Consider the following 26,820-nt stretch of genomic DNA (forward strand, 5'->3'; position numbering starts at 1 on the left):
CAGGCTCCCACTGCCAATGTTGCGGGATGACCAGTGATCCATTCGATCTGAACCGATTTGTCGACGCCCAGCAGGGACGCTACGCGCAGGCCCTGGCGGAAATCCGCAGCGGTGCAAAACGAACGCACTGGATGTGGTTCATCTTTCCGCAGATTGCGGGCCTGGGGACCAGCCCCACGGTGCAGCACTTCGCGATCCGCTCGCGCGCCGAAGCCAAAGCCTATCTGGCGCACCCGGTCCTCGGCCCGCGCTATGAGGAATGCGTCATCGCATTACAGGAGCTGGATGGCTCCAGCGCTGAGCAAGTCTTCGGAGCCATCGACGCGATCAAGCTCAGGTCATCGCTGACGCTGTTTAACAGCGCTGAGGACAGGCCGATTTTCCGTGCCGCGATCGAGCGCTGGTTTGACAGCCCTGACGAACGCACCGTCGAAATTCTGGGGCAGATGGGTTCATCAGCCTGAAAGAGGGCGGTTGATGAAGCGGAGGCTCATATCGCCCGGCGAACGTATCGCCAACCTTCCTATAAAAATTCGCCCCATCGCCGATTTCAACCCACGCTTGTCACAGCCGAACCTCCCGTGTATTGAATGGCAATCGATTGCAAAATTGCTTTCGGGCCTACGAGTTCGGGCCGCCCGAACCCTCTGCCCGGCCATCCTGCACACCTGGCCGGGCAGAGTTGGGCGACCGATGTGGATAAAGTCCCCAGCCGCCGGATGAGGGATTGACTTGCAATCGATGGACAATAGCCTGTCACACATAAATGTGGCGGGCGAGGGGAGTGGCTGATGGATCTGGATGGCGATCATGAACTTGCGGCCATCAGTCGCGATCCGCACTATCAGGCTCTCGTCAAGGCCCGTGGCCGCCTCGGCTGGATTCTGAGCGGCGTGATGATGGCGATCTTCTTCGGCTTCATCCTGCTGGTGGCGTTCGGGCGGACCATCCTTGGCCAACCGCTGCCGGGCATGACGACGACCATTGGCGTGCCTTTGGGCATGGCGGTGATCCTCTCGGGCATCGCGCTGACCGGCCTATATGTGTGGATTGCCAACCGCCGGTTCGATGCCGAGCTGGATGCGTTGCGGGCGGAGCATCGCCTGTGAGCGGTTCGCGCTGGGCGGCGCTCGCCCTCATGGTGACCATCGGCGCGTTGATGCCCGGCATCGCCCGCGCGGCCACGCCGGGCAATGCCGGCCCCAACATGCCGGCCGTGGTCACCTTCGGCCTGTTCATCATCGTCACATTGGGCGTCACGGCCTGGGCTGCACGGCGGACGCGCACGACGAGCGATTTCTATACGGCTGGTGGCGGCATCAGCGGTCGGCAGAACGGTCTGGCCATCGCCGGTGACTATATGTCCGCCGCCTCGTTCCTCGGGATTTCCGCGCAGATTTATGCTGATGGCTATGATGGGCTGATCTACTCCACAGGTTTTCTGGTCGGCTGGCCGATCATCCTGTTCCTGCTCGCCGAGCGGTTGCGCAATCTGGGGCGCTACACTTTTGTCGATGCCGTCGCGTTCCGCTTCGCGCAGACGCCGGTGCGGATTTCTTCCGCCTTCAGTTCGCTGACTGTGGTGCTGTTCTATCTGATCGCGCAGATGGTCGGTGCGGGGCAGCTCATCCAGCTGCTGTTCGGCATTCCCTATCCTTATGCGGTCGGGATCATCGGCCTCGCGATCACTGCTTATGTGCTGTTTGGCGGGATGATCGCGACGACCTGGGTGCAGATCATCAAGGCGGTCATGCTGCTCGGTTGCGCCACCTTCATGTCGCTCGCCGTGCTGTATCGCGTCGGCTTTTCGCTGGACACGCTGTTCGAGCAGGCCGTCGCCGCCAAGCAGGCGATTGCGCTGGCCGCAGGCGCCAGCGCCGATGCAGCGGCGGCGAGCGCGCGGGGCATTCTCGCACCCGGCGGCTTCATCAAGGACCCGCTGTCCGCGATTTCGCTCGGCATGGCGCTGATGTTCGGCACCGCTGGCCTGCCGCATATCCTCATGCGCTTCTTCACGGTGCGCGATGCCCGCACCGCGCGCGCCTCCGTGCTGTGGGCGACGGGCTGGATCGGCTATTTCTATGTGCTCACCTTCATCATCGGCTTTGGCGCGATCGTGTTCGTCGGCAGCAACCCGGCCTATCTCGATGCCTTGAGCGGCGGGCTACGTGGCGGCAGCAACATGGCTGCCGTCCATCTCGCGGACGCGGTGGGCGGCGAGGTGTTCATGGGCTTCGTCTCGGCGGTCGCCTTCGCCACCATATTGGCAGTGGTGGCCGGGCTCACCCTTTCCGGCGCCTCGACGATCGCGCATGATCTCTACGCCTCGGTCATCCGCAAGGGCAATGTCGACCAGGCGACCGAGCTGCGCCTGTCGCGGATCACCGTGCTGGTGCTGGCCCTGATCGCGGTGGGGTTGGGGATCGCGTTTGAAAAGCAGAATGTGGCGTTCATGGTGAGCCTGGCCTTCGCCGTGGCTGCTTCGGGCAACTTCCCCGCCCTCTTGCTCTCCATCCTGTGGAAGGATTGCACAACGCGCGGCGTTGCCTGGGGCTCGGCCATCGGCACGCTGACTGCGCTGGCACTGACCATCCTATCGCCGGTGATCTGGGTCGGCCAGCTTGGCGCCGCGCACCCCATCTTCCCGCTCGCCTCGCCCACTTTGGTGTCGATGCCGCTGGCGTTCTTCACCATCTGGCTGATCTCGACGCTCGACCGCAGCGCGCGGGCGCAGGTGGACCGCGCGGGCTACACTGCCCAGCGCATCCGGTCCGAGACCGGCATCGGCGCCGCCGGCGCCAGCGATCATTGATCTGACTCATGCGACAGGAGACGCATTCATGAAGTTTCTGAACCGATCCTCGGCCTGGCTGGTGGCGACGCTGCTCGCCACGACCGGCCCGGCCCACATGGCCAGCGCCCAGCCGCTGCCCGATCCCGCTGCCGTCGCGGCAGCGCCGCTGAGCGCAGAGGACGCTGCCAAGCTCGCCCCCATCGCGCCGGAACTGCACGGCGCCGCCCGCATGGCGCTCTATTATTCGACCCTGATGGGGCCGATGAACGAGGAAAGCGTGCGCGCCTCGCGCACGTCGGGCCGCATGGGGCCGCCCCCGCCGCCGCATCACCGCGACGTTCCGGTCGTCGAGCAGATGATTCCCGGTGCCGCCGGCGCGCCGCAGGTGAAGCTGTATGTGATCAATGCGCAGGAAGGCGCCTGGCGCGGCGGCATCCTGCACACGCATGGCGGCGGCTACATCCTGGGCACGGCCGCCACGGACGTGCGTCGCCTGCAGGAGATGGCCAAGGAACTGAACGTGGTCATCGTCTCCGTCGAATATCGCCTCGCGCCGGAAACGACCTATGCCGGGTCCATCGAAGACAATTATGCCGGCCTGCGCTGGATGCATGACAATGCCGCCAAGCTCGGCCTCGATCCCAAGCGGATCGCCGTGATGGGCGAGAGCGCCGGTGGTGGCCATGCGGCGCTGCTGGCGCTGACCGCGCGCGACCGCGGCGAAATTCCGGTCGCCTTCCAGGTGCTCATTTACCCGATGCTGGATGATCGCACCGGTGGCGTAGTGAAGGTGCCCCCGCACATCGCCACGGTCGGCTGGGATGCGCAGCAGAACCAGCTCGGCTGGAAGTCGTTCCTTGGCCAGCAGCCGGGCACGAACAAGGTGCCCGCCGCCGCCGTGCCGGCCCGCGCCGCCTCTCTCAAGGGTCTACCGCCTGCCTTCATCGCCGTCGGCGGGGTCGACCTCTTCGTGAGCGAGGATATCGATTATGCGCGCCGCCTGACCGAGGCAGGGGTGCCGACCGAGTTGCTCGTCGTCCCCTCCGCCTATCACGGCTTCGACGCGATGGCCCCGGACTCGCCGCAGGCCAAGCAATTCAACAAGGCCCGCATCGAAGCCCTGCGCCGCGCTCTGGCGACGCCAGAGAAATAAGCCATAGCTTGATCTACGTCTTCCGGCCCTCACGGGCCGGAGAGCACAGAGGGGGCGATCACAGGATCGCCCCCTTTTGCTATCCGATGGCTGGGACGCGGATCTTCAGCCTTTCATCGCGCCGAGCTCGGCTTCGTCCCAACCAGTTCGCATGGCCGAGACGGTGTCAAACCGCATGGTTTGCGCGCCATGGCCCTCCACAGCGTCCCATTGCGCCAGCCCGCCATGATTGGGATCGCCCGTCCGCGCGAAAGCAATCCAGGCATCGGCCATCTCGGCCTCCAGCTTGAGGGCCCCGGCATCGCCACCGGTCATGGTGGCGCATCGTTCGGCATTGGCGAAGACATAGGGGATTTCCGCGCAGTGGAATGCGCGCGGACGCCCGTCCAGCACGGGCGTGCTCCGATCAAAGCTGTAAAGCCATGCCGGGGCGCGACGCAGCGCGGCCTTCCCGCTCGCCTGATCGATGGCGGTCTGGCGGATCGGTGCGGTGGCGATGCGTGACCAGATGTCGCAGGGCAGGGCCTCCGGCGTCGTCCGGCGGAACGCGGCCACCACCGCCGCGCCGCGCCCTCCCGTGTATCGATCAGCCCGGTTCAGCAGCTCCGCCTCGCTCATCGTGAAAAAGTCGGGCTGGTTGATCCCGGCGGTGAACTCGTTGAGGGTCGTGCCGACGATCAGCGGCACATCAGCCGACAGCGCAAGGGACTGCGGGGCGTCGGGATTGGCGGGCAGCACCGCGCCATCCACTACCGGGGTAAAGCCGTAGCGGCCGCGGGTCCGAGCCTCCATGGAGCCGCCTTCGGGCAGTGGCGGATTCTCCCGGCGGAAGATGGCCGAGCTCGCCGCCAGCAAGCGATCATAGGGTAAGGAGTGCAAGGCGCGCAGATCGGTTTTGCCGATGCCCAACTCCGCCAGCATGAGTTCCCCCAGCTTACGGGCCTGGGCGTGGGGCGTGGCCTTTGCAAAGGACCCGCTCTGAACAATCGCACGGTGAAACAGGCCGCGCGCGGCGGGCATGGCCATCAACGTCGAAACCTTGGCGCCGCCCCCGGACTGGCCGAAGATCGTGACCCGACCAGGATCGCCGCCAAAGACCTCGATATTGCGCTTCACCCATTGCAGCGCCGCGACGATATCCAGCATGCCGACATTGCCGGACTGCGCATAGGCCGGGTCCACGGAGGAGAGGTCGAGAAAACCGAGCAGGTTGAGACGTTGATTGAGCGTGACGACCACCACGTCGCCCCGCTGGGCGAGATTATAGCCCTCAAAGGCGGGGACGTCGTGCCCCGAGCCGGCGACAAACCCGCCGCCGTGGAGCCAGACCATCACCGGTCGTCGGGCATTGTCCGTGCCGGGCGTCCAGATATTGATGCGCAGACAATCCTCGCCGTCGAAGCTGTCATTCCACTGGAAAATGAAGGCCTCTTCGTCATTCTGGCGGCCTGTGCCCTTGTCCTGCGGGCAGATCGGCCCATAGGCGAGGCTGCTGCGCACGCCGGTCCAGGGCTTGGCTGGCTTGGGCGGGAGGAAGCGATTGGCGCCGCCGGTCGTGTCGGCATAGGGGATACCGCGAAACATGGTGATCCCGCCCCGCATGAAGCCGCGCACCCGGCCGCTGGCGGTCTCGACATCCGCCATGCCTGTGCCGGTAAGAATGGGACCTCGCCCGCCGATGGCTCCGGGACTCGCCTGCGCCGGTCGCGCCCCGCTGGCTAAGGCACCGGTGGCGACAAGCCCTTGCAGAAGCGCCCGACGACTTGCGCCCTCTCCACGCGAACCTGTCATGTTCCTCTCCTTGCCCTAAGGTCTTCGCAATCGATTACAGGTTTAGGCCCTTCGCGCGCGGAAGCAAGCCGGGTGAGGCCCACAATCGGGCTGTGCCGCGCTACCCGCTTGATCGTTGGGGAGGATCAACCCCTGCTACGGCGCCAGCCGGAGAGGCGGCGCAGCAGGCCGCGGTTGCTGAGGGCTTCGAACATGTCGTCCGGCCCTTCGGGGTCGAGGATCTGGTTGTCCGCCAGCCAAGCCTCGACGCCTGTGAGGTCGGGAATCTCATAGGGCACCAGCGTGCGCCGGCGGCTCTTTGCATTTTTCCGGCCCTTGAAGCGGAGCGCCTCGATCGTCTCGATCAGCGATCCGCTGGCGGCTAGCTTTTTCTCGACCTGTGCGATGCTGGCATCGAGATGCTCGGCCAGCAGATCGTTGCGAACCTCCGCGATGGCGGCGCTGCATCCAGAATTGCTCGGCCGCGAGCAGTCCACGGCCACGTCGCATTCCGTATCGAGCCGCAAGGAGCGGGCATTCATGTTGGATGAGCCGACGCGCAGGATCATATCATCCACGATCATCACCTTGGCGTGGACGTAGATCGGCTCCTGATCGCGGGTGACGGGGTGGTAGAGCCGGAACCGGCCATGCTTGTCCCGCCGCCGCAGGGCGGCCACTAGTCGGGCGCGCGCGGTATCCATCGCCAGCGGTTCGAGCCAGCCCTGCGCGGCCTCGGGATTGACGATCACGATCTCTGGCCCGTCCGGCTCGTCCAGTCGCCGGGCCATGGCTTCGGCGATCCGCCGGGAGGCGAAATACTGGCTTTCGGCATAGATCCACCGCTTCGCCCGCCCGATCTGCTCGATATAGAGCTGCTCAATCTCGGTCACCTCGCGCTGGTCCGGCATTTTGGGTGCCGTGCGGGCGATGAGAACCTCAACATCCTCGAATTGCACCGGCAGCGCTTCCGGCCAGACGTCATGCTTGCTGCGGATGCCGGCAATGGTCTGCCCGGTCGCCCGCTTCCAGCGGTCGCGCGAATGCTCGCCCAGCGCCGCCGCTGCCGGCCCCTGCAGAGCGGTCGTCGCATCGTGCCAGGGCATGTAGGCCGGCCCTTTGCCGGGGCGATGCCGCTCGGGTTCCTCATCGCGATGCGCGCGCGTGTCCCACCGGTCCCCGGTCATGTCGATCCCGCCGCAAAAGGCGAAGCAATCGTCGATCACGACGATCTTCTGATGATGCGACCCGCCGGTGGGGTGATGAGCGTCCAGCTTCACATGGATGCGCGGATGGATGGCCCATTTGGCCACGGTGAAGATGGTCTTGCCCCGGAACAGCGACCCAATGGCCCCGAGATCCCAGCGCAGCAGATAGACTTCGAGCTCGGGATTGGTCTCGACCAGCCAGTAGATGAGATCCCCGATGGTGGTCGGTTCCGGTCCATCGGGTTGCCCCTCTTCCTGGTGTGCGAGTTCGATCCGCGCGTCGAAGTCCCAGCCGACCAGCATGATGCGCTTGCGGGCGCGGATCATGGCCTGCCGCGCGAACCGGAAATAATCCTCCGCGTCGACGATCACGCAGGCTTTCGCGGCCTTGGCAGCCCGCCAATAATTGCCCTTCATGCCGACGCGCTCCCCGCGACCCCCGCCTCGACGTGTCCGCGAGGGTGGGGCTGTAGGCGGCCTGCTTCGATCATGCTTTCCCCGTTTCAATCGCCATCGGAACCCTGAGGCGTAACGGCTATCATTACGGTTGCAACGCAAAAGCGTGCCCGGAGCCTTCCCACTTTTCGCGCGGTTCTATGCGCGATGGCTCGCGGGGCGCAGGAGTCTGTCCGTCGCGCCGGCGACTCGGTTCGTCCCCGCAACGTTGCTGCTGCGGAACCGCACGCCTAGCCAACGCGAGCCCAGTTTCCGGAGTTTTCAAGATGATGACCGTTCGCACCGTCCTGATATCCTGCACAGCGCTTGCGCTGGCGGGTCTTGCTGTCCCCGCGCAGGCAGAAGGGCTGGGGGCGGAGGGCAATTATGCCCGTGCCAATGGGCGCTGGGGTGCCGAACTGGGCGCTGGTTATGCGGTGGACTTTGCAGGCTTCAGCCTCACGCCGGGCGCCGGGGTGTATCTGCGCGATGGCGGCACGGCAGCCTATGGCCGGGTGGAAGCGGCTTATCAGATCCCTATGTCCCTGCGCATCGGCATCGGCGCGCGGATCAGCGGCGAAGAGCCGCGCGTCTATGGCACCGTCGCCATGCCCCTGCTGCCCCGCGTTGCCGTGAAGGGCAATGTCGGGGACCGTTATGTGTCCGTGGGGCTGACGGTCGGCTACTGAGCGTCGACGATGGCGGTTGGCTGACAGCCGAAAGTCGCGCAGAGAGACGACATGCCGACCATCTTCAGCCATGCCGCCATTTCCCTGTTCGCCGGCGGTGCGCTGGGCCGGCGCCGGATTGCGCCAGCCCTTGTCATTATCGGTGGTGCGCTCGCTGCCCTGCCGGACCTCGATGTGATCGGCTTTCCCCTCGGCATCGGCTATGCCAGCCAATGGGGGCATCGAGGCTTTACCCATTCGCTGGCGTTTGCGCTCGGCGTGGTCGGCCTGGTCGCGCTGGTCTGGCCGCGCGCGCGGCATCCAGCGGCCTTTGCCTTTCTGTTCGCCTGCGTAGTGTCCCATCCTCTGCTCGATATGCTGACCGACGGCGGGCAGGGCGTGATGCTGTTATGGCCGTTCGACCATCAGCGGCTGTTCCTCGACTGGCAGCCGATCCGCGTCTCCCCGATCGGCGCGCGCTTCTTCTCGGCGCGCGGGCTGGAGACGGTCTACTCCGAACTGCTGCTGATCTGGCTGCCCGGGCTGGCTATGATGACCGCCGCGTGGCTTTGGCGCCGCTGGCGGAGACAGGAAGTTGGGGCCTCCATCAAACGCCCATAAAGAAAGGCCCGCGCCGATGGCTCGGGCGGGCCTGTTTCTTTGAGCGCGGGCGCTAGGCGCCGCGCCGCCTCAGAAGCGCTGTTGGCGCTCGTAAAGCGACTTGTAATGCTGGATCCGCGTGACCCGCAGCCCCGGCATGCCGGACCGGTCCACCGCGCGCTGCCAGCTGGCGAATTCCTCGAGCGTCAGATCGTAACGCGCACAGGCTTCGTCCACTGTCAGCAGGCCGCCATTGACGGCCGCCACGACTTCCGCCTTGCGCCGAACGACCCAACGCGTGGTCGATGGCGGCGGCAGCGAGTCAAGCGTCAGCGGCTCACCGAGAGGGCCGACGACTTGAGCAGGGCGAATCTTCTGGTTCTCGATCATTCTTTCCTCATTCACCGACGGGGATCGGTCTGACACGGTCTTCTTGCTCATGATGTTGACCCCAAAGCTTTTCACTCCGGCTAACCGCCAGAGTGAACGGCGCCTTCACCATTGGTCCCCACCGCCATGAATGCCGCCACGGATGCATTGAACGATCCCGCCGCGCGTCGCAGCGTTGCGGGGCTCGGTGTGTCCGATGCAAAGATCAGGCTCAGCCGTGACGGCTCATCCGCAAGCACGACCGGAAGATCGGCTTCACGAATGGCCCGGGCCGTCGGTGTCGTATCCTGGCGCGCGGCGTGAACCGTGAGCAGCAGGCGCAGATCCGGAATACGGGGGCTGCGTCCGCTTGCCAGGGCGACAGGCAGGGCCTGATCATCGAGGTTGGCACTTATGTCCATGGCCACCCTGCTAGCAGCCAAAAGATAAGCGCTCGTAAAGGCCGTGGTGACAGGTTGTTAGGTGAGATTACCGGTGCATAGACCGCGACGGACGGTCTTTACTCGCTGGTCATCGGTTGCGGGTGCTGGTCGCTGCGCCCCAATGCGCTTATATGGCGCCAATGGACGGACTTTTTCAGCTTCCAACCCCTTTGCAGGGCAAGCGCATCGTCGTTGCCATGTCCGGCGGCGTGGATTCCAGCGTGGTCGCGGCGCTGGCCGCACGGTCGGGCGCGGAAACGATCGGCGTCACGCTGCAGCTTTACGATCATGGCGCCGCCGTGGGGCGGACGGGAAGCTGCTGCGCCGGGCAGGATATTCGCGATGCGCGGGCGGTCGCAGACAAGCTCGGCATCGCGCATTATGTCTTCGATTATGAAAGCCGCTTCCGCGAAAGCGTGATGGACCGCTTCGCCGATGAGTATCTGGCCGGCCGCACGCCGATTCCGTGTGTCCGCTGCAATATGGGCGTCAAGTTCACCGACCTGTTCGCGCTGGCCCGCGATCTGGGTGCCGATTGCCTGGCCACCGGCCATTATGTCCGGCGCGTGGCAGGCCCGGCCGGCGCCGAGCTGCATCGCGCTGTCGATCCCGCGCGGGACCAGAGCTATTTTCTGTTCGCAACGACGCAGGATCAGCTCGATTATCTGCGCTTTCCGCTCGGCGGCATGGAAAAGCCGGTCGTCCGGCAGATCGCGGCAGAACTGGGGCTTGGGGTTGCGCTCAAACCGGACAGTCAGGACATCTGCTTCGTGCCGGATGGCGACTATGCCGGCGTGGTGCGGAAAATCCGGCCCGAAGCCGATGATGCGGGGGAGATCGTCCATATCGATGGCCGCGTGCTGGGGCCGCACAAGGGCCTGATCCATTATACAGTCGGCCAGCGGCGTGGGCTGGAGATCGGCGGCCTCGCAGAACCGCTCTATGTCGTGCGGCTTGATGCAGCGCAGCGCCGGGTGATCGTCGGGCCGAAGGCGGCACTGGCCGTGCGCGCCGCGCGCCTTGACGAGATCAACTGGCTCGGCGGGACGTTCCGTGGAAGCTTGAGCGCCAAGGTGCGGTCCATGGCCCGTCCCGTTCCCGCCCGGCTGAATGGCGACCGGCTGATCTTCGAGAGCGAAGAATTTGGCGTGGCGCCGGGTCAGGCGGCAGTGCTCTACGATGGAGACCGGGTGCTCGGCGGCGGCTGGATCGCGGAAACGGAAGGCGCGGAGATGGCCATCGCGTAAGGGCCGCGGGCCCTACCGTGAAACAAAACGTCAACTCCCATGGCTTAGAGGTGAGTGGCGGCTTGCGGAGTGCGTCCATGGCAATTTTGAAAAGGATCAAGGGTCGGGCGAATCGAATCGCAATGAACCTTTCAGGTCGGGTGGTGGATGTTTTCCATGATCGGGCGATCGATCCCAAAATCGCCCGCTTTCGGGCCTCCGAGCACTTCCAGTCCATGCCGAGCCTGCGGGTTCTCGTGGTCGGCGTTCAATCGAACCGCTCGCCGCAATCGCTCGGCGAAATCTATGGCCGGATGCAAAGCGACCGCCACCGCATCACCTTTGACAGCAAGGGCGTCGATAATCTCGGCAAGCTGGACAACACCAATGTTCTCCTCGCGCGGCATGACCTCAACGCGTTCGACTGGGTGGTGATGACCGATGACGATGTCGAACTGCCAGACCAGTTCATGGACACCTTCCTGGCGCTTGCCGAATATGCCGAGCTGAAGATCTGCGGCCCCGCGCAGCGCGGCTATTCCTATTGGAGCCGGGAGATCATGCGGCGCCGCCAAGGCGTGCTGGTGCGCGAAACGAACTTTGCAGAGGTCGGCCCGCTGGTCGCCTTTCGCCGCGAAGTGTTCGACATCGTCTTTCCCTTCCCCTCGCTGAAATATGGTTGGGGCGTCAACACCGTCTGGCCGGTGCTTGCGGAGAAGGAAGGCTGGAAGACCGGGGTTGTCGACGGCACCGCGCTCCGACACACCAAGCCCATCGGCGCGACCTATGATTTCCGCGAAGCGGCGCGGGAGGCGGAGGAGTATATGAACCGCTTCGGCATCGTCACCGGCGTGCATGTGCTGCATACCTACCGGACATTTTACGAGGCGGGCTGACGGTCCTGTGCGTTTTGCCGTGAATAAAACGTCAACTCCCATGTCGTAGGGCGAGTGACGGTTTGCGGGAGTGCGTTCATGGCAATTTTGAAGAGGATCAAGGGTCGGGCGAGTCGAACCGCGAGGAATCTCTCAGGCCGGGTTGTGGACGTTTTCCACGATCGCTCCATCGATCCCAAAATTGCCCGCTTTCGGGCTTCCCAGCACTTCCAGTCGATGCCGAGCTTGCGGGTTCTCGTGGTTGGCGTTCAATCGAACCGCTCGCCGCAATCGCTGGGCGAAATCTATGGCCGGATGCAGAGCGACCGTCACCGCATCACCTTCGACAGCAAGGGCGTCGATAATCTCGGCAAGCTGGACAACACCAACGTCCTTCTGGCGCGGCATGACCTTAGCGAATTCGACTGGGTGGTGATGACCGACGATGATGTCGAACTGCCCGACCAGTTCATGGACACCTTCCTTGCGCTCGCCGAATATGCCGAGCTGAAGATCTGTGGCCCCGCGCAACGCGCCTACTCTTATTGGGGCTGGGACATCATGCGGCGGCGCAAGGGCGTGCTGGTGCGCGAGACGAACTTTACGGAGGTCGGCCCTTTGGTCGCCTTTCGCCGGGAGGTGTTCGACATCGTCTTTCCCTTCCCCTCCCTGAAGTACGGCTGGGGGTTGGACCCGGTGTGGCCGGTGCTTGCCGAGAAGGAAGGCTGGAAGACCGGGGTCGTCGATGGCACGGCGCTCCGTCACACCAAGCCCATCGGCGCGACCTATGATTTCCGCGAGGCGGCGCGCGAGGCGGAGGAGTATATGAACCGCTTTGGCATCGTTACCGGCGTGCATGTGCTGCATACTTACCGGACATTTTACGAGGCGGGCTGACGATCTGGCCGGCACGCCCGTGGGCGGTTAGTTGATCACCGGGATGAGGTCGTCCTCATTGGAGGCGGGCGTGTCAGCCACTTCACCGATGCGCAGCATGGCGAAGGTGACGCAGCTCAGCACCGTCATCGCGATCAGGATGGCCATCAGCCAGGCAAGGCCGCTCGCGCCATAGATCCACGCATAAAGGCTGGCGCCCAGCGCGACCGGCAGGTTGGACAGCGAATTATAGATCGTGAACTGGGTGGCGCCGACCCGCTTGTCGGACAGGCGCATCCGCAGCGGGTTGGAGCTGATCGACGTCAGAATGTCCGTCGCCTCGCGCCCGATGGAGAGCAGCACGAAGACGGTGCCGATCATCGCGACCTCGGGTGAGAGCAGGAAGACCAGCGACATGACGGCATAGCCGGCATAGGTGATGACGGTCGCGCGGCGCGGCCCGATCTTTCCGACCAGAAGGGAGCCGACGCCCATGCAGGAGATCGACACCAACAGGCCGACCGTGGCGACCATCCCCGAATAGCTGCTGGTGCTGAAATTCGCCTGTGTGGTGGCGAAGACCGGCCAGAAGGCAGTGAATGCCCCGCCCACCGCGCGGCCGAGCACGCTGGCGGCGAGCAGCACCAGACTGTCGCGCTTGATCATCGAGCGGAAGGTGATGGCGAGGATGCGCAGCCAGGGCAGGCCGTGGGCGCTCAGCGCTTCGGCCGAGGCCCGGCCTTTTGTCCATGGCAGCAGCTTCTCGCCCGGCCGCTCGCGCAGCACAAGAGCGAGCAGCAGGAAGCCGGCATTGAAGGGAAGGAAGGCGGCAAAGGCGATCGCCGCGCCATAATGCTGGAGCAGATAGCCCCCCACCGCGCCACCAATGGCCATGCCCAGCGCCTGTCCGCCGAACATGAAGGCGCTGGCTGTTCCCTGTTCCTCATCCGGGAGGATATCGACCGCGAGGCCATCGACCGCCACGTCCTGAATGGCGCCGCCGGAGAAGATGAGAACGCCGAGCACGGTGATGAGGCCGAGATCCTGCGGCCCCGGCGCAGCAATCGCGGCGACGGTGAGGCCGATCAGGATGACGGCTTGGGAGCCGATCAGCCAGGCGCGCCGCCGCCCCATCGGCAGATAGGCATAACGATCCATGAGCGCCGCACCGATAAACTTGAAGCTCCACGGCAGATAGGCGGTCGCCACCAGCGAGGCGATGGCGGCAGGCGGCATCTGGTTGGAGGCAAGCCAGGCTGCCACCGCGGTCAGGAAAAGCCCGAGCGGAAGCCCCTGCGCCACATAGAAGGTCATCATGCTGCCGATGCGCAGCCGCTTGCTCTCGCTCAATATCAGGCTGATGACGCGTCCCCTGCGGCTTGATTGTCCGGCCGCTCAGGATGCTAGAGACTCATCGGCAAAGTGCAATGGCCTGACTGACGACCCCGCCGGCAGGGCGCGATCAGCGCGTGGGGCGCGACATGACCTGCGCATTGCCGTCCGGCTGGACCATGATGAGATGAGCATCACCCTGATCGCACTGGGCGCGCCAGGTGGGCACGCCGCCTTCCGGCTCGAGCCGCTCGACCTTCGTGACGTCGCGGCAGGAAATATCGGCATCGCGAATGGCGCGCAGGAAGACCGCCTGCTGCTGCGTTTCGGAGAGATTTTCGATGGCCGCGACATGGTCGATTGCGTTGGCGGCGTTGTCCATCGCATTGCTGGCCAGCGCGGCATTGTTGGCTGCGCCTGCGCTATTCTCTTGGCTGGCGCCGCCGCCGCAGGCAGCGAGCGAGAGCGTGGCCAGGCCGATCAGGAAAACACGCATGGGTCTATCTCCGGGGCGTTCTTGCTGGGACGGGCATGATAAGCCGGCGCGGCCACGATTGCGACCTTTATCGCCGGCTTATGCCGCGCTCAGCGCGAGAAGAGCGCCTTGAGCCACTTGTCGAGCACCGGCGTGGCGGGATAATCCGGGTCGCCCAGCCGACGATTGATTTCCATGTGGCCCTGCAGGCCTTTGCCCTCGAACCGGTCGATCTGCACCGGCGTTCCGGCCTTGCGCAGAGCTTCGGCCAGCGCGCGGGCCTGCGCGGTGCCATCCTCGCGGTCGACATGGAAGATGAGGAAGGCCGGCGCATTGGGTGCGGCGGCGTGCAGCGTCGGAGAGAGAGCCTTCTGCCGGGCCGGATCGTTGCCGAAGGCCTCCGTGTAGGTCTTGCCCATGATGCGCGGCCCGGACTTCATTTGCGCTGGCACGTCATATGCGGCGCCATCCAGCGCCACGATGCCGGCGGCTGCATCTGGTGCCAGACCGGCCTCGCGCAGATAGCGCGGGTCCGTGCCGACCAAAGCAACGAGATGCGCGCCCGCGCTATGCCCCATCAGCACGATCCGCCGGGGGTCGATGTTCAGCTTGTCTGCGTGGGCGATGACATAGGCGAGGGCGCTGGCCGCATCCGCCGCTTGCTGCTCGACCGTCGCCTGCGGCACCAGTCGGTAGTCGATGGAGGCGAGCGCATAGCCCTGCGCCGTCAGATGCGCGACCTTGCGCTGGCCCGTGGCATTGGTCTTGTTGCCATGCTGCCATCCGCCGCCATGCACGAAGAGGACGAGTGGCACCGGCGCGGACCTCTGCCCAACAGCGGGCCAGAAGGCGAGGGTCTGCGCCGGGTCGCGCCCATAGGCCATTTCGCGCCCGTCCACCGTCTTGTCGGCTGCGATATCCTGCTGCATCCGCCCGGCCATGCGCTCGCGAATGCGATCGCGCAGGCTTGCATCGGCGGGCAGGCTGGTGACGCCGACCGTGGCCGCGATGGCGGCGATGAGCGTGACGCGAGGTAAATGAGAGCGAATCATGAGCCTGACTTTCAAAATGCCAGGCCTTTTGATCGGGAACTTTGCCTTACAATGCGATGAACGGATGTTCGCCGTGGGTGAATGGTCCCATCTCCTGACATGCCTGCTCGCCGCACCTGCCTTGACGGAAGGTCCATCGAGCGGCTAACGGGCGCCCCGGACCGGGTGCGATGGCGCGCCCGCTTTGATCCAGTCCGACCACCGAGTCCTGTCGAAGGGTGGTCGCGATCCGCCTGGCAGGCGGAGACGTGTATCCATGGCAAATGTAACCGTGATCGGCGCCCAGTGGGGCGATGAAGGCAAAGGCAAGATTGTCGATTGGCTGGCCAGCCGCGCCGATTGCGTCGTGCGCTTCCAGGGCGGTCACAATGCCGGGCATACGCTCGTCGTCGGCGAGCAGGTTTACAAGATCAGTCTCGTGCCCTCCGGCATCGTCACTGGCACGCTCTCCATCATCGGCAATGGCGTGGTGCTCGATCCTTGGGCGCTCAAGGCCGAGATCGAGAAGCTGCAGGGGCAGGGCGTGCATGTGACGCGCGACAATTTCGCCGTCGCCGACAATTGCCCGCTCATCCTGCCGATCCACCGCGATCTTGACGGCCTACGCGAGACGGCGGCCGGCAAGGGCAAGATCGGCACCACGGGCCGTGGCATCGGCCCGGCTTATGAAGACAAGGTCGGCCGCCGTGCGATCCGGGTCTGCGATCTCGCTCATCTTGATTCGCTGGAGCCGCAGCTGGATCGGCTCTGCGCCCATCATGACGCGCTGCGCGCCGGCTTTGGCGAGCCGCCCATCGACCGTGCCAAGCTGATCGCCGATCTGCGCGAGATCGCGCCGTTCGTGCTGCAGTTTGCCGAGCCGGTGTGGAAGCGCCTGCGCGATGTGCGCAAGGGCGGCAAGCGCATCCTGTTCGAGGGCGCGCAGGGCGTGCTGCTCGATGTGGATCACGGCACCTACCCGTTCGTCACCAGCTCCAACACGGTGAGCGGCACGGTCGCCTCGGGCTCCGGCATGGGGCCGAGTGCGGCGGGCTTCGTGCTGGGAATCGTGAAGGCCTACACCACCCGCGTCGGCTCCGGGCCGTTCCCCACCGAGCTGGTGGACGAGACCGGCGAGCGCCTCGGCCAGCGCGGCCATGAATTTGGCACCGTCACGGCCCGCAAGCGCCGCTGCGGCTGGTTCGACGCGGTGCTGGTCCGTCAGACCTGCGCGCTTTCGGGCGTCACGGGCATTGCCCTCACCAAGATCGACGTGCTCGACGGGTTCGAGACGATCAAGATCTGCACCGGCTACCGGCTGAATGGCGAAATCATCGATTATCTGCCCGCGCACGCGGCCGATCAGGCAGCCGTCGAGCCGGTGTATGAGGAAATGGATGGCTGGGAAGGCACCACCGTCGGCGCCCGCTCCTGGGCGGACCTGCCGGCGCAGGCCATCAAATATATCCGCCGCATCGAAGAGCTGATCGAATGCCCGGTCGCGAGCGTTTCGACCTCGCCACAGCGTGAGGACACGATCCTGGTGCGCGATCCGTTCGAGGATTGAAAATTAACGCGTTAGCGCGTGGGTAGAGGTTTCCGGTGGTTAGGGGGACCTCTACCCATCCGTTCGCCCTGAGCTTGTCGAAGGGCTGTTCTTCTGGCCTTGGGCTAGTCGGGCGATTGCCTCCCAATCGCTGCGAATGAGAGCCATTTTTTTCGCCCGTGACCAGCCTTTCAGTCTTCGCTCCATTTCCAGCGCCTCAATCCGGGTTGAGAACTGCTCAGACCAGACGAGCTTCAAGGGTCGCCGGTCTCGGGTAAACCCAGCAATTTCGCCGGCCTGGTGCTGATGGATGCGACATTCAATGTCGTCAGTGTGGCCGACGTAAAATGCGCCTCCATGACAATGGAGCATGTAAACCCAGAACGACATGGGTGGATCGTGAAGGAAGGACAGCCCTTCGACAAGCTCAGGGCGAACGGTTATGCGACCTGTTTATGCTAGCCCTCAGAAGAGCAGATAAAGTAGGATGATGATGGGAATCGGGATCCCGATCAGCCACAGCAAGATACCTTTACCCATGTCATCAGTCTCCTTCTTATCTCTTTGACCAATGCCTCGGGCGCCAATCCGTTGCCTTGAGAAGCGAATGCGGCCCGCAATTGCAGTTTCGCGCGTGAGGGCCTAAAGCGCGCCGGCTATGAGCCGCTCCATCACATTCGCCATTCCCAAGGGACGCATTCTCGAAGAGGCCCTGCCGCTGCTGGCGCGCGCGGGCATCGAGCCCGAGGCGGAGTTCCATAAGAAGGAAAGCCGGGCGCTGCGGTTCGCGACCAATGTCGAGGGCCTGTCCATCATCCGCGTGCGCGCATTCGATGTGGCGACCTTCGTCGCGCATGGCGCAGCCCAGGTCGGCATCGTGGGGTCGGACGTGATCGCCGAGTTCGGCTATTCCGAGCTTTATGCGCCGGTCGATCTCGATATCGGCCATTGCCGCCTGTCCATCGCCGAGCCGGCCGATGCCGTGCCCGAGGTGCTGGGGGCTGCCAGCCATGTCCGCGTCGCGACCAAATATCCGCATCTCACCCGCGCGCATTATGAGGCGCTGGGCATCCAGGCCGAGTGCGTGAAGCTGAATGGCGCGATGGAATTGGCGCCCTCACTCGGGCTGGCGCGGCGGATCGTCGATCTCGTCTCGTCCGGCGCGACGCTGAAGGCCAATGGCCTCGTTGAAACCGCGAAGATCATGGACATTTCCGCGCGGCTCATCGTCAACCGGGCGGCGATGAAGATGCGCGCTGCCGAGCTGGTGCCGATGGTCGAGCGCTTCCGTGCTGCCGTGGAGGCCAGCCGTGCCGCTTGAGCTGGATGCACGGGACGCGGGTTTCGCCGCGCAGTTCGAGGCGCTGGTCAACGCCCGGCGCGAGGCAGACGAGGATGTGGCACAGGCTGTGCGCGATATCGTCCGGCGCGTGCGAGGCGAGGGCGACGCCGCGCTGGCCGACCTGACCGCGCGGTTCGACCGTTTCGATCTCGATGCGCAGGGCTGGTCGATCAGTGCCGAACAATGCGCTGCGGCCTATGCGCAGATCGATGCGCCGCTGCGCGATGCGCTCAACCTCGCCGCCGAGCGGATCGCCACCTATCACGAAAAGCAGAAGCCGGAAGATGCCGGCTGGACCGACGTGGCCGGCGTGCGGCTCGGCGCGCGGTGGAACGCCGTGGAAGCGGCGGGCATCTACGTGCCGGGCGGGCTGGCTGCCTATCCCAGCTCGCTGCTGATGAATGCCATTCCGGCCAAGGTGGCGGGGGTCGAGCGCATCGTGATGATGTCGCCGACGCCGGGCGGGCAGCTCAACCCTGCCGTACTGGCGGCGGCGCACATCGCTGGCGTGAGCGAAATCTGGCGCGTCGGCGGTGCGCAGGCGGTGGCGGCGCTGGCTTATGGCACGGAGCGGATCAAGCCGGTGGACGTGATCGTGGGGCCGGGCAATGCCTGGGTCGCGGAAGCCAAGAGGCAGGTCTACGGCGTGGTCGGCATCGATATGGTCGCCGGGCCGAGCGAGATCGTGGTCGTCGCGGACGGCAAGAACGATCCCGAATGGATCGCCGCCGATCTGCTCAGCCAGTCCGAGCATGACGAGACCAGTCAGTCGATCCTGTTCACGGATGATGCGGCCTTTGCAAAGGCCGTGGCTGCGTCGGTGGAGGGCTGGCTCAATCGGCTGGAAACGGGCGCCCGCGCGCGGGTGAGCTGGACCAACAATGGCGCGATCATCCTGGTGCCGAATCTTGAGGTCGCGCTGCCGCTGGTCGACCGGCTGGCGCCCGAGCATCTCGAACTGGCCGTGGACGATCCGCAGCCACTGTTCGACAAGGTGCGCCATGCCGGATCGGTGTTCATGGGCCGGATGACGCCCGAGGCAATCGGCGATTATGTCGCGGGGCCGAACCATGTACTGCCGACCGGGCGCCGCGCGCGCTTCTCCTCCGGGCTTTCCGTGCTGGATTTCATGAAGCGCACGAGCTTCCTCCAACTCGACGCGCGCGCCATTGGCACCATCGGCCCTGCGGCGCTGGCGCTGGCGCAGGCGGAAGGGCTGCCGGCCCACGCGGCCAGCGTGGCGGTGCGGCTGAATAAGGATTAAATATAGACCGTTCGCCCTGAGCCTGTCGAAGGGCCGTATTTTCTTCGATCTTGTTCGGAAAGAAGGACAGCCCCCTTCGACTGCTGCAAGCAGTCGCTCAGGACAGCCCTTCGACAAGCTCAGGACGAACGGAATTAGAGTTTCCAGGTGACGGTTGGTAGTTGGGAAATCCCGTATCCATCGCGCGCCCGAACCGATATGAAGGACGCAATGAAGCCAACGAAATCAAAGTCCCGCTCTGCGGCGCGGCTCGCGGCCGTGCAGGCGCTCTACCAGCAGGAGATGGAAAGCACGCCGCTGCCGATGCTGCTCCATGAGTTCCATCAGCACCGCCTCGGCGCGACCATTGAGGACGTGACCTATCACCCCGCCGAACAGGCCTTCTTCGATGATGTGGTGAAGGGCGTAGATGCGCGTCGCGAAGAGATCGACCAGCATATCATCGATCGGCTGGCCAAGGGCTGGTCGATGGAGCGCCTCGACAAGCCGATGCGGCAGATCCTGCGCGCCGGCACCTATGAGCTGCTGGCCCGCGCCGACGTGCCGACGGCGAGCGTCATCAGCGAATATGTCGATGTCGCCCACGCCTTCTACGACAAGCGCGAGGCCGGCTTCGTCAACGGCCTGCTCGACGGCATCGCCAAGAGCGTGCGCAGCTAAGATGAGCGCGGAGGCGGACCTTCTCCGCCGTCTGCGCGCCATGGCGAGCGACCCCGCGGCGCGCGGCCTGATGGACGATGTCGCGGTGATGCCCACCATGGGGCAGCAACTCGTCATCACCAGCGACACGATGGTCGAAGGCGTGCATTTCCGCGCCGACGATCCACCCGAGACCGTCGGCTGGAAGCTGGCGGCGGTCAATCTCTCCGATCTCGCCTCCAAGGGCGCCGTGCCGGTCTCCTGCCTGCTGAACTATGGACTGACCGGTCAGCCCGGCTGGGACGAGGGGTTCCTCGATGGGCTGGGGCGGGCGCTGCGCAGCTTCGGGATGCACCTCATTGGCGGCGATACCGTAAAGCTGCCCGCGGGCGCGCCGCGCGTGCTCAGCCTGACCGCCATGGGCGAGGTGCCCGCGCATGAACAGGTGCCGGCGCGCACCGGCGCACGACCGGGAGACCGCTTGTTCGTTTCCGGCCCGATCGGCGATGCTGGCGCCGGGTTGGGGCTGCTCGATGAGGGGCTGAAGGAGCCGGCGGAGCTGATCCGTGCCTATCGGGTGCCCACGCCGCACATCACGCTCGGGCAGACGCTCTCGTCCCAGGCCCATGCGATGATGGACGTCTCCGACGGGTTGCTGATCGACGCGCAGCGCATGGCGCTGGCCAGCGATTGCGCGGTGGAGATCAATCAGGTGCCGCTGTCGGACGCCTATGTGTCGCTGCGCGGGAACGGCATCGAGGCGCGGCTGGCTGCTGCGACGGCCGGCGATGATTATGTGCTACTCGTTGCCTTGCCCGGCACGCTGGCGCCGCCGCGCGGACTGCTGGAGGTCGGGCGGTTCAAGCATGGCGAGGGGTTGACGCTGCGCCTAGATGGCAAGGCAGTGCCGTTGCCCGCGCGGCTGGGCTACGAACACGGCTAGGAGGGATTTGACGGTCGCTCTTGCCTCCGTTCGTGCTGAGTAGGCTCTGAGTAGCGCCGTGGCGCGTATCGAAGAGCCGTATCGAAGCATCGCGCCCTGAGCGGTCCTTCGATACGGCATTTCGACCGGCTCAATGGCTACTCAGGACGAACGGATTAGGAGGTGGACGCGGCCGTGGGCCGATTGCAAGGCTGATGCCCCGTTCGTGTCGAGCCCTTCGACTGCCCGCAGGGCGGGCGCTCAGGATAAACTTCAGCTGTAAGCTGAAGTCGAGACACAGCAGGGCGGCGCTTGCGGCATCTCGACTTCGCTCGATGCGAACGGACGCATAGTCCCGATCCCGCCCCTTCCGTTTAACCGCTTGACGGCACGGGAGAGCGCTTTACCTTCCGCTCCAAAGCCGAACATGGGCGGTCAACGCCCGGGCACCGTCACAGGGGAGAACGCGATATGACCTCGGTCTTGATCGCCATTGGTTGCGGCCTGCTTGCCGTGATCTATGGTCTGGTGACCAGTCGCCAGGTGCTGAGCGCGCCGGCCGGTAGTGCCAGGATGCAGGAAATTGCGGGTGCCATTCAGGAAGGCGCCAAGGCCTATCTCGGGCGACAATATACCACCATCGCTATCGTCGGCGTCATCGTCGCCATCATTCTCTTCTTCACGCTCGGTCTGCTCTCCACCGTCTCATTCCTGATCGGTGCGGTGCTCTCGGGTGTCGCCGGTTATGTCGGCATGAATATTTCCGTGCGGGCCAATGTCCGCACCGCGCAGGCCGCGAGTGAATCCCTGCAGGGCGGGCTGACGCTGGCCTTCCGGTCCGGCGCGGTTACCGGCATGCTCGTGGCGGGCTTGGGCCTGCTCTCGATCGCCGGGACGTTCTGGTATCTGACCGGGCCGGGCGGCCTCGCGCCCAATGATCGCTCGATCATCGCCGCGCTGACGGCGCTGGCCTTCGGCGCCTCGCTCATCTCCATCTTTGCGCGGCTGGGCGGCGGCATCTTCACCAAGGCCGCCGATGTGGGCGCCGATCTCGTCGGCAAGGTCGAGGCCGGTATTCCCGAGGACGATCCGCGCAATCCGGCGGTCATCGCGGACAATGTCGGAGACAATGTCGGCGACTGCGCGGGCATGGCGGCCGACCTGTTCGAGACCTATGTGGTGACGCTCGGCCTCACCATGGTCTCCATCGCACTACTGGTCGATGCGCCCTCCGCGCAACTCATGGCGCTGATGTCACTGCCGCTGGTCGTCGGCGGCATCTGCATCATCACCTCGATCATCGGCACCTATTTCGTGCGGCTGGGCAAATCGCAAAACATCATGGGTGCGCTCTACAAGGGCTTCTGGATGACGGCGGTGCTCTCGGTCGGCGGCATCTGGTACGTCACCTGGCGCGTGCTGGGCGACATGGATGTGGCGATCGGCGCGGGGCTGGATGGCACTGGTGGCTATACCGGCAGGGCGCTGTTCTGGTGCATGTTGATCGGCCTGATCGTCACCGGCCTGCTGGTGTGGATTACGGAATATTACACCGGCACTAACTATCGCCCGGTCAAGTCCATCGCGAAGGCGAGCGTCACGGGCCATGGCACCAATGTGATCCAGGGTCTGGCGATCAGCCTTGAATCGACGGCGCTGCCGACGTTGGTCATCACCATCGCGGTGATCGCGACCTACCAGATCGCCGGGATCATCGGCGTGGCCTTCGCGGCTACCTCGCTGCTCGCATTGGCCGGCATGGTCGTCGCGCTCGATGCTTATGGCCCGGTGACCGACAATGCCGGCGGCATCGCGGAAATGGCGGGCCTGCCCGATGATGTGCGCCACCGCACCGATGCGCTCGATGCGGTGGGTAACACCACCAAGGCGGTGACCAAGGGCTATGCCATCGGCTCGGCGGCGCTGGCGGCACTGGTGCTGTTCGGGGCGTACACGGCGGATCTGGAAATCTACTTCCCGGACATCGCGGTCGATTTCTCCCTGAGCAATCCCTACGTCATCGTGGGTCTGCTGCTGGGGGCGCTGCTGCCCTATCTGTTCGGCGCATTCGGCATGACTGCCGTGGGCCGGGCAGCGGGCGCGGTGGTCGAGGATGTGCGTGAGCAGTTCCGCAGCGATTCGGGCATCATGGCCGGCACGTCCCGGCCCAATTATGCCCGAACCGTGGACATCGTGACCAAGGCGGCGATCAAGGAAATGATCATTCCCTCGCTGCTGCCGGTGCTGACGCCCATTGCGGTCTACTTCATCATCACCGCCGTGGCCGGGCAGGCGCAGGGCTTCGCGGCGCTGGGCGCGCTGTTGCTTGGCGTGATCGTTTCTGGGCTGTTTGTCGCGATCTCGATGACGAGTGGCGGCGGCGCCTGGGACAATGCCAAGAAATATATCGAGGATGGCCATCATGGCGGCAAGGGCTCGGAGGCCCACAAGGCTGCCGTGACGGGCGACACGGTCGGCGATCCCTACAAGGATACGGCCGGTCCGGCGGTCAACCCGATGATCAAGATCACCAATATCGTGGCGCTGCTTCTGCTCGCCGCACTGGCGCACGGGGCGATGTAAAGATCCCGGCGCACAATCCCGGAAACGGGAGAGGAGGAAATCCCGTCCGGATCCTGTCCGGGCGGGCTTTTCACGTCTTGGCCGATGGGCCCTCTCCGCGATGCTGGCGAGCCGGAGGCGCCGACGCTATAGCGCCGGCCATGTCTTCTGCGCTTGCCTCCTTCCAGTCCCAGCTTGACGCGCTGGAGCGTCGCGTACGCCGGCGACGGCTCATGTCGCGCGCGGGCCATGATTTCGCGTCCAACGACTATCTCGGCCTCGCCGGCGATCCGGCGATTGCCGCTGCGGTGGCTGATGCGCTGGCGCGGGGCGTGCCGGTCGGCTCGGGCGGGTCGCGGCTGCTGCGCGGGAATGCCCCGGAGCATGAGGCGCTGGAGGCGCAGGCCGCGCAGATATTCGGCAGCGAGGCGGCTTTGTTTCTGGCCAATGGCTTTGCCGCGAACATCGCCATTCTTGCCGGCCTGCCGGGACCGGGCGATCTTGTCGTCGCGGATGCACTCATTCACGCCAGCGCCCATGACGGGATGAAGCTCGGCAAGGCGCGCTCCGTGCTGGCGCAGCATAATGATGCCGACGCCTTTGCCGACGCCATTGCCGGCTGGCGGCGCGAGGGTGGCACGGGGCGGGTGTGGATCGTCGCCGAAACGCTCTATTCCATGGACGGTGACAGGGCGCCGGTCGATGACCTTGCGGCTGTCGCCGCGCGGCATGATGCGATGCTGGTGCTGGACGAGGCGCACGCGACCGCCGTTCACGGGCCGGGCGGGCGGGGCCTGGGCGCGCATCTTGAGTCGGCGGAGAATGTCATTGCGCTCCACACCTGCGGCAAGGGGCTGGGCGCGGAGGGGGCGCTGGTGACGGCCACGCGGCCGATCATCGATCTGCTGGTCAATCGCGGGCGCAGCTTCGTCTTCTCGACGGCGCCTTCGCCGCTGATGGCGGTTGCGGTGCGGGCCGCGCTGGCGCGCAGTCTGGAGGGCGACGATCTGCGCGCGCGCCTGAGCGATCTGATCGATCATGCTGCGCAGCATTTATGCGCGCCGCTGGGGCTTCCCGCGCCTGCCAGCCAGATCCTGCCCATCGTGCTGGGGGACGATGCGCGGACGATGCAGGTTGCGGCCTTGCTGCAGCAGGCCGGGTTCGATGTGCGCGGTATTCGCCCGCCCACGGTGCCGCGCGGCACCGCGCGCCTGCGCGTGTCGCTCACGCTGAATGTCGATGAGCAGATCATCGCAGAACTGGGGGAAGCCTTGCAGCAAGCGCTCGGACAGGTGCCGGCATGAGCGGCGCCCTCATCGTCTCGGGCACAGATACCGGCATCGGCAAGACGGTGGTTGCGGCCGGTCTCGCTGCGGCTCTTGGCGCCTCCTACTGGAAGCCGATCCAGGCCGGCACGGCCGATGGCACGGACAGTGCGGATGCCGTGACGCTCGGCGTTGCGCCGGGCCAGTGCCTCTCGGAGGCGTATCGGCTCGCGCTCCCGGCCTCGCCGCATCTGGCCGCCGAGCGGGAAGGGCTCGTGCTGGACCCGTCCCGTCTAACCCTCCCACCTGCGCGTCCCCTGATCGTCGAGGGGGCCGGGGGCCTGATGGTGCCCGTCCGCCGCGATCCGTCGATGCTGATGATCGACCTGTTCGCGGGCTGGGGCGCGCCGGTGTTGCTCGTCGCGAGGACGGGGCTCGGCACGATCAACCACAGCCTGCTGAGCATCGAGGCGCTGAAAGCGCGGTCCATCGCCATTGCCGGGCTGATCTTCGTCGGGGAGGTACATCCTGATAATGAGGCGATCGTGCCGGCGCTGACGGGCGTGCGCAGCTTCGGCCGTCTGCCGATGCTGGACCCGCTCGATGCGGCGCATCTGCGGCAGGCCATGCACGCGCATATCGATCTGGCTGCCGTGCGGATGGCCCTGGGTGGGCCGTCATGACCTCCCCGGTCTGGCATCCCTTTACCCAGCATGGGCTTGGCGAGCCGATCCCGCAGATCGTCTCGGCCTGCGGCGCGTGGCTGACCTGCGATGACGGCCATCGGCTGCTGGATGGGATCTCAAGCTGGTGGGTCATCACCCACGGCCATTGCGAACCGCGCATCGCGGCGGCCATTGCGGCGCAGGCGGGCACGCTCGATCAGATGATCTTTGCGGGCTACACCCATCCGCAGGCGGAGGCGCTGGCCCGGTCGCTGGTGGCGCTGACGCCGGCTGGCCTCAATCATGTATTCTTCTCGGATAGCGGGTCGACCGCGGTCGAGGTGGCACTCAAAATGGCGCTCGGCCATTGGCACAATCGCGGCGAGGCGCGGCACCGCCTGTTGGTGCTCGAGCATAGCTATCATGGCGATACCATTGGCACGATGTCGGTGGGCGAGCGCGGCGTGTTCAATCGCGCTTACGCACCGCTGCTGTTCGACGTGGAGACGGTGCCCTTCCCCGCGCGAGGGCAGGCGCAGGCCAGTCTCGATGCACTGGAACGGCTGTGCCGGACGGGCGACAAGCCCGCTGCGTTCATTGTCGAGCCGCTGGTGCTGGGGGCCGGCGGGATGCTGTTCTATCCCCCGGAAACACTCCGTGCCTTTGCCGAAATTTGTGCGCAGCATGATGTCCTCTTCATCGTCGATGAAGTGATGACCGGTTGGGGCCGAACCGGCACGCTGTTTGCCTGCGAACAGGCCGGCGTGGCGCCGGATATCCTCTGTCTGGCGAAGGGGCTCACCGGGGGCGCGGTCCCCCTGGCGGCGACGTTGGCCAGCGCAGCAATTTTCGAGTCGCACCGCAGCACGGACCGCGCGGCGATGTTCTTCCACTCATCGAGCTTCACCGCCAACCCCGTCTGTTGCGCGGCGGCCAATGCCAATCTGGCGATCTGGCGGGACGAGGATGTGCCGGGGCGCATCGCCGCGCTGGGCTTGGCCCTTGATGAAGGGCTGGCCACGCTCTCCGGCAATCCCCGCCTCCATAACTCCCGGCGGATTGGCACCATCGCGGCCATCGACATGGTGGTCCCCGATGGCGGCTATCTGTCGGACGTCGCGCCCCGCTTGCGGGCGCATGCGCTGGCGCGGGGGCTCTTGCTACGGCCGCTCGGCAACACCATTTATCTCATGCCGCCTTATTGCACGACGCCGGCCGAGATTGCGCAGGCTTTCTCCGTCATTGCGGACGCGGTGGATACCCGCCCGAACTGGCACACGCGCTGAAATTCACCGGACGGCTCAATCGCTTCCCAATCCGCGCTTTTGCGGCTATGGGGCGCCATTCGCGAAAAACTGGA

Annotated in this window: 26 protein-coding genes; 18 read left to right on the top strand and 8 right to left on the bottom strand. The window is 65.3% G+C overall.

The genetic code is table 11. The annotated features are described in order from the left end of the window. Window positions 1-26: 26 nt before the first annotated feature. From M2333_RS15535 to M2333_RS15550, 4 genes are all read left to right on the top strand, one after another. Window positions 27-464 carry a DUF1810 domain-containing protein gene (locus M2333_RS15535; RefSeq protein ID WP_264612346.1) on the top strand — a complete coding sequence of 146 codons (438 nt, stop codon included), beginning with the start codon at window positions 27-29 and terminating at the stop codon, window positions 462-464. 327 nt (window positions 465-791) lie between these two features. Then, the gene (locus tag M2333_RS15540; protein ID WP_264577257.1) at window positions 792-1,109 is read left to right on the top strand and encodes a DUF485 domain-containing protein; all 318 of its coding nucleotides are present in this window, start codon (window positions 792-794) and stop codon (window positions 1,107-1,109) included. 29 nt (window positions 1,110-1,138) lie between these two features. After that, window positions 1,139-2,812 carry a cation acetate symporter gene (locus M2333_RS15545; RefSeq protein WP_413715173.1) on the top strand — a complete coding sequence of 558 codons (1,674 nt, stop codon included), beginning with the start codon at window positions 1,139-1,141 and terminating at the stop codon, window positions 2,810-2,812. 28 nt (window positions 2,813-2,840) lie between these two features. Further along, window positions 2,841-3,947 (top strand): alpha/beta hydrolase, encoded by a 1,107-nt coding sequence (locus M2333_RS15550; protein WP_264612347.1) that lies wholly within the window; start codon window positions 2,841-2,843, stop codon window positions 3,945-3,947. A gap of 105 nt (window positions 3,948-4,052) precedes the next feature. Here the strand turns inward: M2333_RS15550 and M2333_RS15555 are convergent, their stop codons facing one another. Both M2333_RS15555 and M2333_RS15560 read right to left on the bottom strand, forming a co-directional pair. Continuing rightward, window positions 4,053-5,591, bottom strand: a complete 1,539-nt coding sequence (locus M2333_RS15555; RefSeq protein WP_264612348.1) for a carboxylesterase/lipase family protein — start codon at window positions 5,589-5,591, stop codon at window positions 4,053-4,055. Between the two features lie 272 nt (window positions 5,592-5,863). Next, entirely contained in the window at window positions 5,864-7,342 is a 1,479-nt protein-coding gene (locus tag M2333_RS15560) for a phospholipase D-like domain-containing protein (RefSeq protein ID WP_264612349.1), read from the bottom strand. 308 nt (window positions 7,343-7,650) lie between these two features. On the opposite strand from M2333_RS15560, the gene M2333_RS15565 reads away from it, so the two are divergent. Both M2333_RS15565 and M2333_RS15570 read left to right on the top strand, forming a co-directional pair. After that, window positions 7,651-8,049: a hypothetical protein gene (locus tag M2333_RS15565; protein WP_264572354.1), complete on the top strand. Its 399-nt coding sequence runs from the start codon at window positions 7,651-7,653 to the stop codon at window positions 8,047-8,049. A 51-nt stretch (window positions 8,050-8,100) separates the two neighbouring features. Continuing rightward, complete coding sequence (locus M2333_RS15570; protein WP_264612350.1) at window positions 8,101-8,649, top strand: metal-dependent hydrolase; 549 nt, start codon at window positions 8,101-8,103, stop codon at window positions 8,647-8,649. Between the two features lie 69 nt (window positions 8,650-8,718). On the opposite strand, the gene M2333_RS15575 is transcribed toward M2333_RS15570, so the two are convergent. Next, window positions 8,719-9,018 carry a DUF1153 domain-containing protein gene (locus tag M2333_RS15575; RefSeq protein ID WP_181561284.1) on the bottom strand — a complete coding sequence of 100 codons (300 nt, stop codon included), beginning with the start codon at window positions 9,016-9,018 and terminating at the stop codon, window positions 8,719-8,721. Window positions 9,019-9,098: 80 nt separating this feature from the next. After that, window positions 9,099-9,419 carry a hypothetical protein gene (locus M2333_RS15580; RefSeq protein ID WP_264612351.1) on the bottom strand — a complete coding sequence of 107 codons (321 nt, stop codon included), beginning with the start codon at window positions 9,417-9,419 and terminating at the stop codon, window positions 9,099-9,101. Window positions 9,420-9,580: 161 nt separating this feature from the next. Between M2333_RS15580 and mnmA the strand changes: the two genes are divergently transcribed. From mnmA to M2333_RS15595, 3 genes are all read left to right on the top strand, one after another. Further along, window positions 9,581-10,687, top strand: coding sequence for a tRNA 2-thiouridine(34) synthase MnmA (mnmA, locus tag M2333_RS15585; protein ID WP_264612352.1), 1,107 nt, complete (start codon window positions 9,581-9,583; stop codon window positions 10,685-10,687). A gap of 122 nt (window positions 10,688-10,809) precedes the next feature. Beyond that, entirely contained in the window at window positions 10,810-11,562 is a 753-nt protein-coding gene (locus M2333_RS15590) for a hypothetical protein (RefSeq protein ID WP_264612353.1), read from the top strand. A 144-nt stretch (window positions 11,563-11,706) separates the two neighbouring features. Further along, window positions 11,707-12,438: a hypothetical protein gene (locus tag M2333_RS15595; RefSeq protein ID WP_264612354.1), complete on the top strand. Its 732-nt coding sequence runs from the start codon at window positions 11,707-11,709 to the stop codon at window positions 12,436-12,438. Window positions 12,439-12,465: 27 nt separating this feature from the next. Here M2333_RS15595 and M2333_RS15600 read toward each other — a convergent pair whose 3' ends face one another. The 3 genes from M2333_RS15600 to M2333_RS15610 form a co-directional block, all read right to left on the bottom strand. Next, a complete protein-coding gene (locus tag M2333_RS15600) occupies window positions 12,466-13,767 on the bottom strand; it encodes an MFS transporter (protein WP_264612355.1) in 1,302 nt (433 codons plus the stop codon). Window positions 13,768-13,879: 112 nt separating this feature from the next. Beyond that, on the bottom strand, window positions 13,880-14,245 hold the full coding sequence (locus tag M2333_RS15605) for a hypothetical protein (protein ID WP_264573755.1): 366 nt from the start codon (window positions 14,243-14,245) through the stop codon (window positions 13,880-13,882). An 89-nt stretch (window positions 14,246-14,334) separates the two neighbouring features. Next, window positions 14,335-15,165 carry an alpha/beta hydrolase gene (locus tag M2333_RS15610; RefSeq protein WP_264612642.1) on the bottom strand — a complete coding sequence of 277 codons (831 nt, stop codon included), beginning with the start codon at window positions 15,163-15,165 and terminating at the stop codon, window positions 14,335-14,337. Between the two features lie 367 nt (window positions 15,166-15,532). On the opposite strand from M2333_RS15610, the gene M2333_RS15615 reads away from it, so the two are divergent. Then, entirely contained in the window at window positions 15,533-16,822 is a 1,290-nt protein-coding gene (locus tag M2333_RS15615; protein ID WP_181558533.1) for an adenylosuccinate synthase, read from the top strand. Between the two features lie 51 nt (window positions 16,823-16,873). Here the strand turns inward: M2333_RS15615 and M2333_RS15620 are convergent, their stop codons facing one another. Continuing rightward, on the bottom strand, window positions 16,874-17,191 hold the full coding sequence (locus M2333_RS15620; RefSeq protein WP_319801313.1) for a GIY-YIG nuclease family protein: 318 nt from the start codon (window positions 17,189-17,191) through the stop codon (window positions 16,874-16,876). 268 nt (window positions 17,192-17,459) lie between these two features. Between M2333_RS15620 and hisG the strand changes: the two genes are divergently transcribed. From hisG to M2333_RS15660, 8 genes are all read left to right on the top strand, one after another. Then, window positions 17,460-18,122, top strand: a complete 663-nt coding sequence (gene hisG / locus M2333_RS15625; protein WP_264612356.1) for an ATP phosphoribosyltransferase — start codon at window positions 17,460-17,462, stop codon at window positions 18,120-18,122. After that, complete coding sequence (gene hisD / locus M2333_RS15630) at window positions 18,112-19,407, top strand: histidinol dehydrogenase (protein ID WP_264612357.1); 1,296 nt, start codon at window positions 18,112-18,114, stop codon at window positions 19,405-19,407. The genes hisG and hisD overlap by 11 nt, the downstream gene beginning before the upstream one ends. Window positions 19,408-19,605: 198 nt before the next feature. Beyond that, complete coding sequence (nusB, locus tag M2333_RS15635; protein WP_413716508.1) at window positions 19,606-20,067, top strand: transcription antitermination factor NusB; 462 nt, start codon at window positions 19,606-19,608, stop codon at window positions 20,065-20,067. 1 nt (window position 20,068) lies between these two features. Continuing rightward, window positions 20,069-20,989, top strand: coding sequence for a thiamine-phosphate kinase (gene thiL, locus M2333_RS15640; protein ID WP_264612358.1), 921 nt, complete (start codon window positions 20,069-20,071; stop codon window positions 20,987-20,989). 450 nt (window positions 20,990-21,439) lie between these two features. Continuing rightward, window positions 21,440-23,551 (top strand): sodium-translocating pyrophosphatase, encoded by a 2,112-nt coding sequence (locus M2333_RS15645; RefSeq protein WP_264612359.1) that lies wholly within the window; start codon window positions 21,440-21,442, stop codon window positions 23,549-23,551. A 140-nt stretch (window positions 23,552-23,691) separates the two neighbouring features. Continuing rightward, window positions 23,692-24,834, top strand: a complete 1,143-nt coding sequence (locus M2333_RS15650) for an 8-amino-7-oxononanoate synthase (RefSeq protein ID WP_264612360.1) — start codon at window positions 23,692-23,694, stop codon at window positions 24,832-24,834. Then, the gene (bioD, locus tag M2333_RS15655; protein WP_264612361.1) at window positions 24,831-25,478 is read left to right on the top strand and encodes a dethiobiotin synthase; all 648 of its coding nucleotides are present in this window, start codon (window positions 24,831-24,833) and stop codon (window positions 25,476-25,478) included. Before M2333_RS15650 ends, bioD begins: the two co-directional genes overlap by 4 nt. Next, window positions 25,475-26,746 (top strand): adenosylmethionine--8-amino-7-oxononanoate transaminase, encoded by a 1,272-nt coding sequence (locus tag M2333_RS15660; protein ID WP_264612362.1) that lies wholly within the window; start codon window positions 25,475-25,477, stop codon window positions 26,744-26,746. The genes bioD and M2333_RS15660 overlap by 4 nt, the downstream gene beginning before the upstream one ends. Window positions 26,747-26,820: the final 74 nt, after the last annotated feature.

The organism is Sphingobium sp. B11D3B, from assembly GCF_025961735.1.
GTDB lineage: Bacteria > Pseudomonadota > Alphaproteobacteria > Sphingomonadales > Sphingomonadaceae > Sphingobium.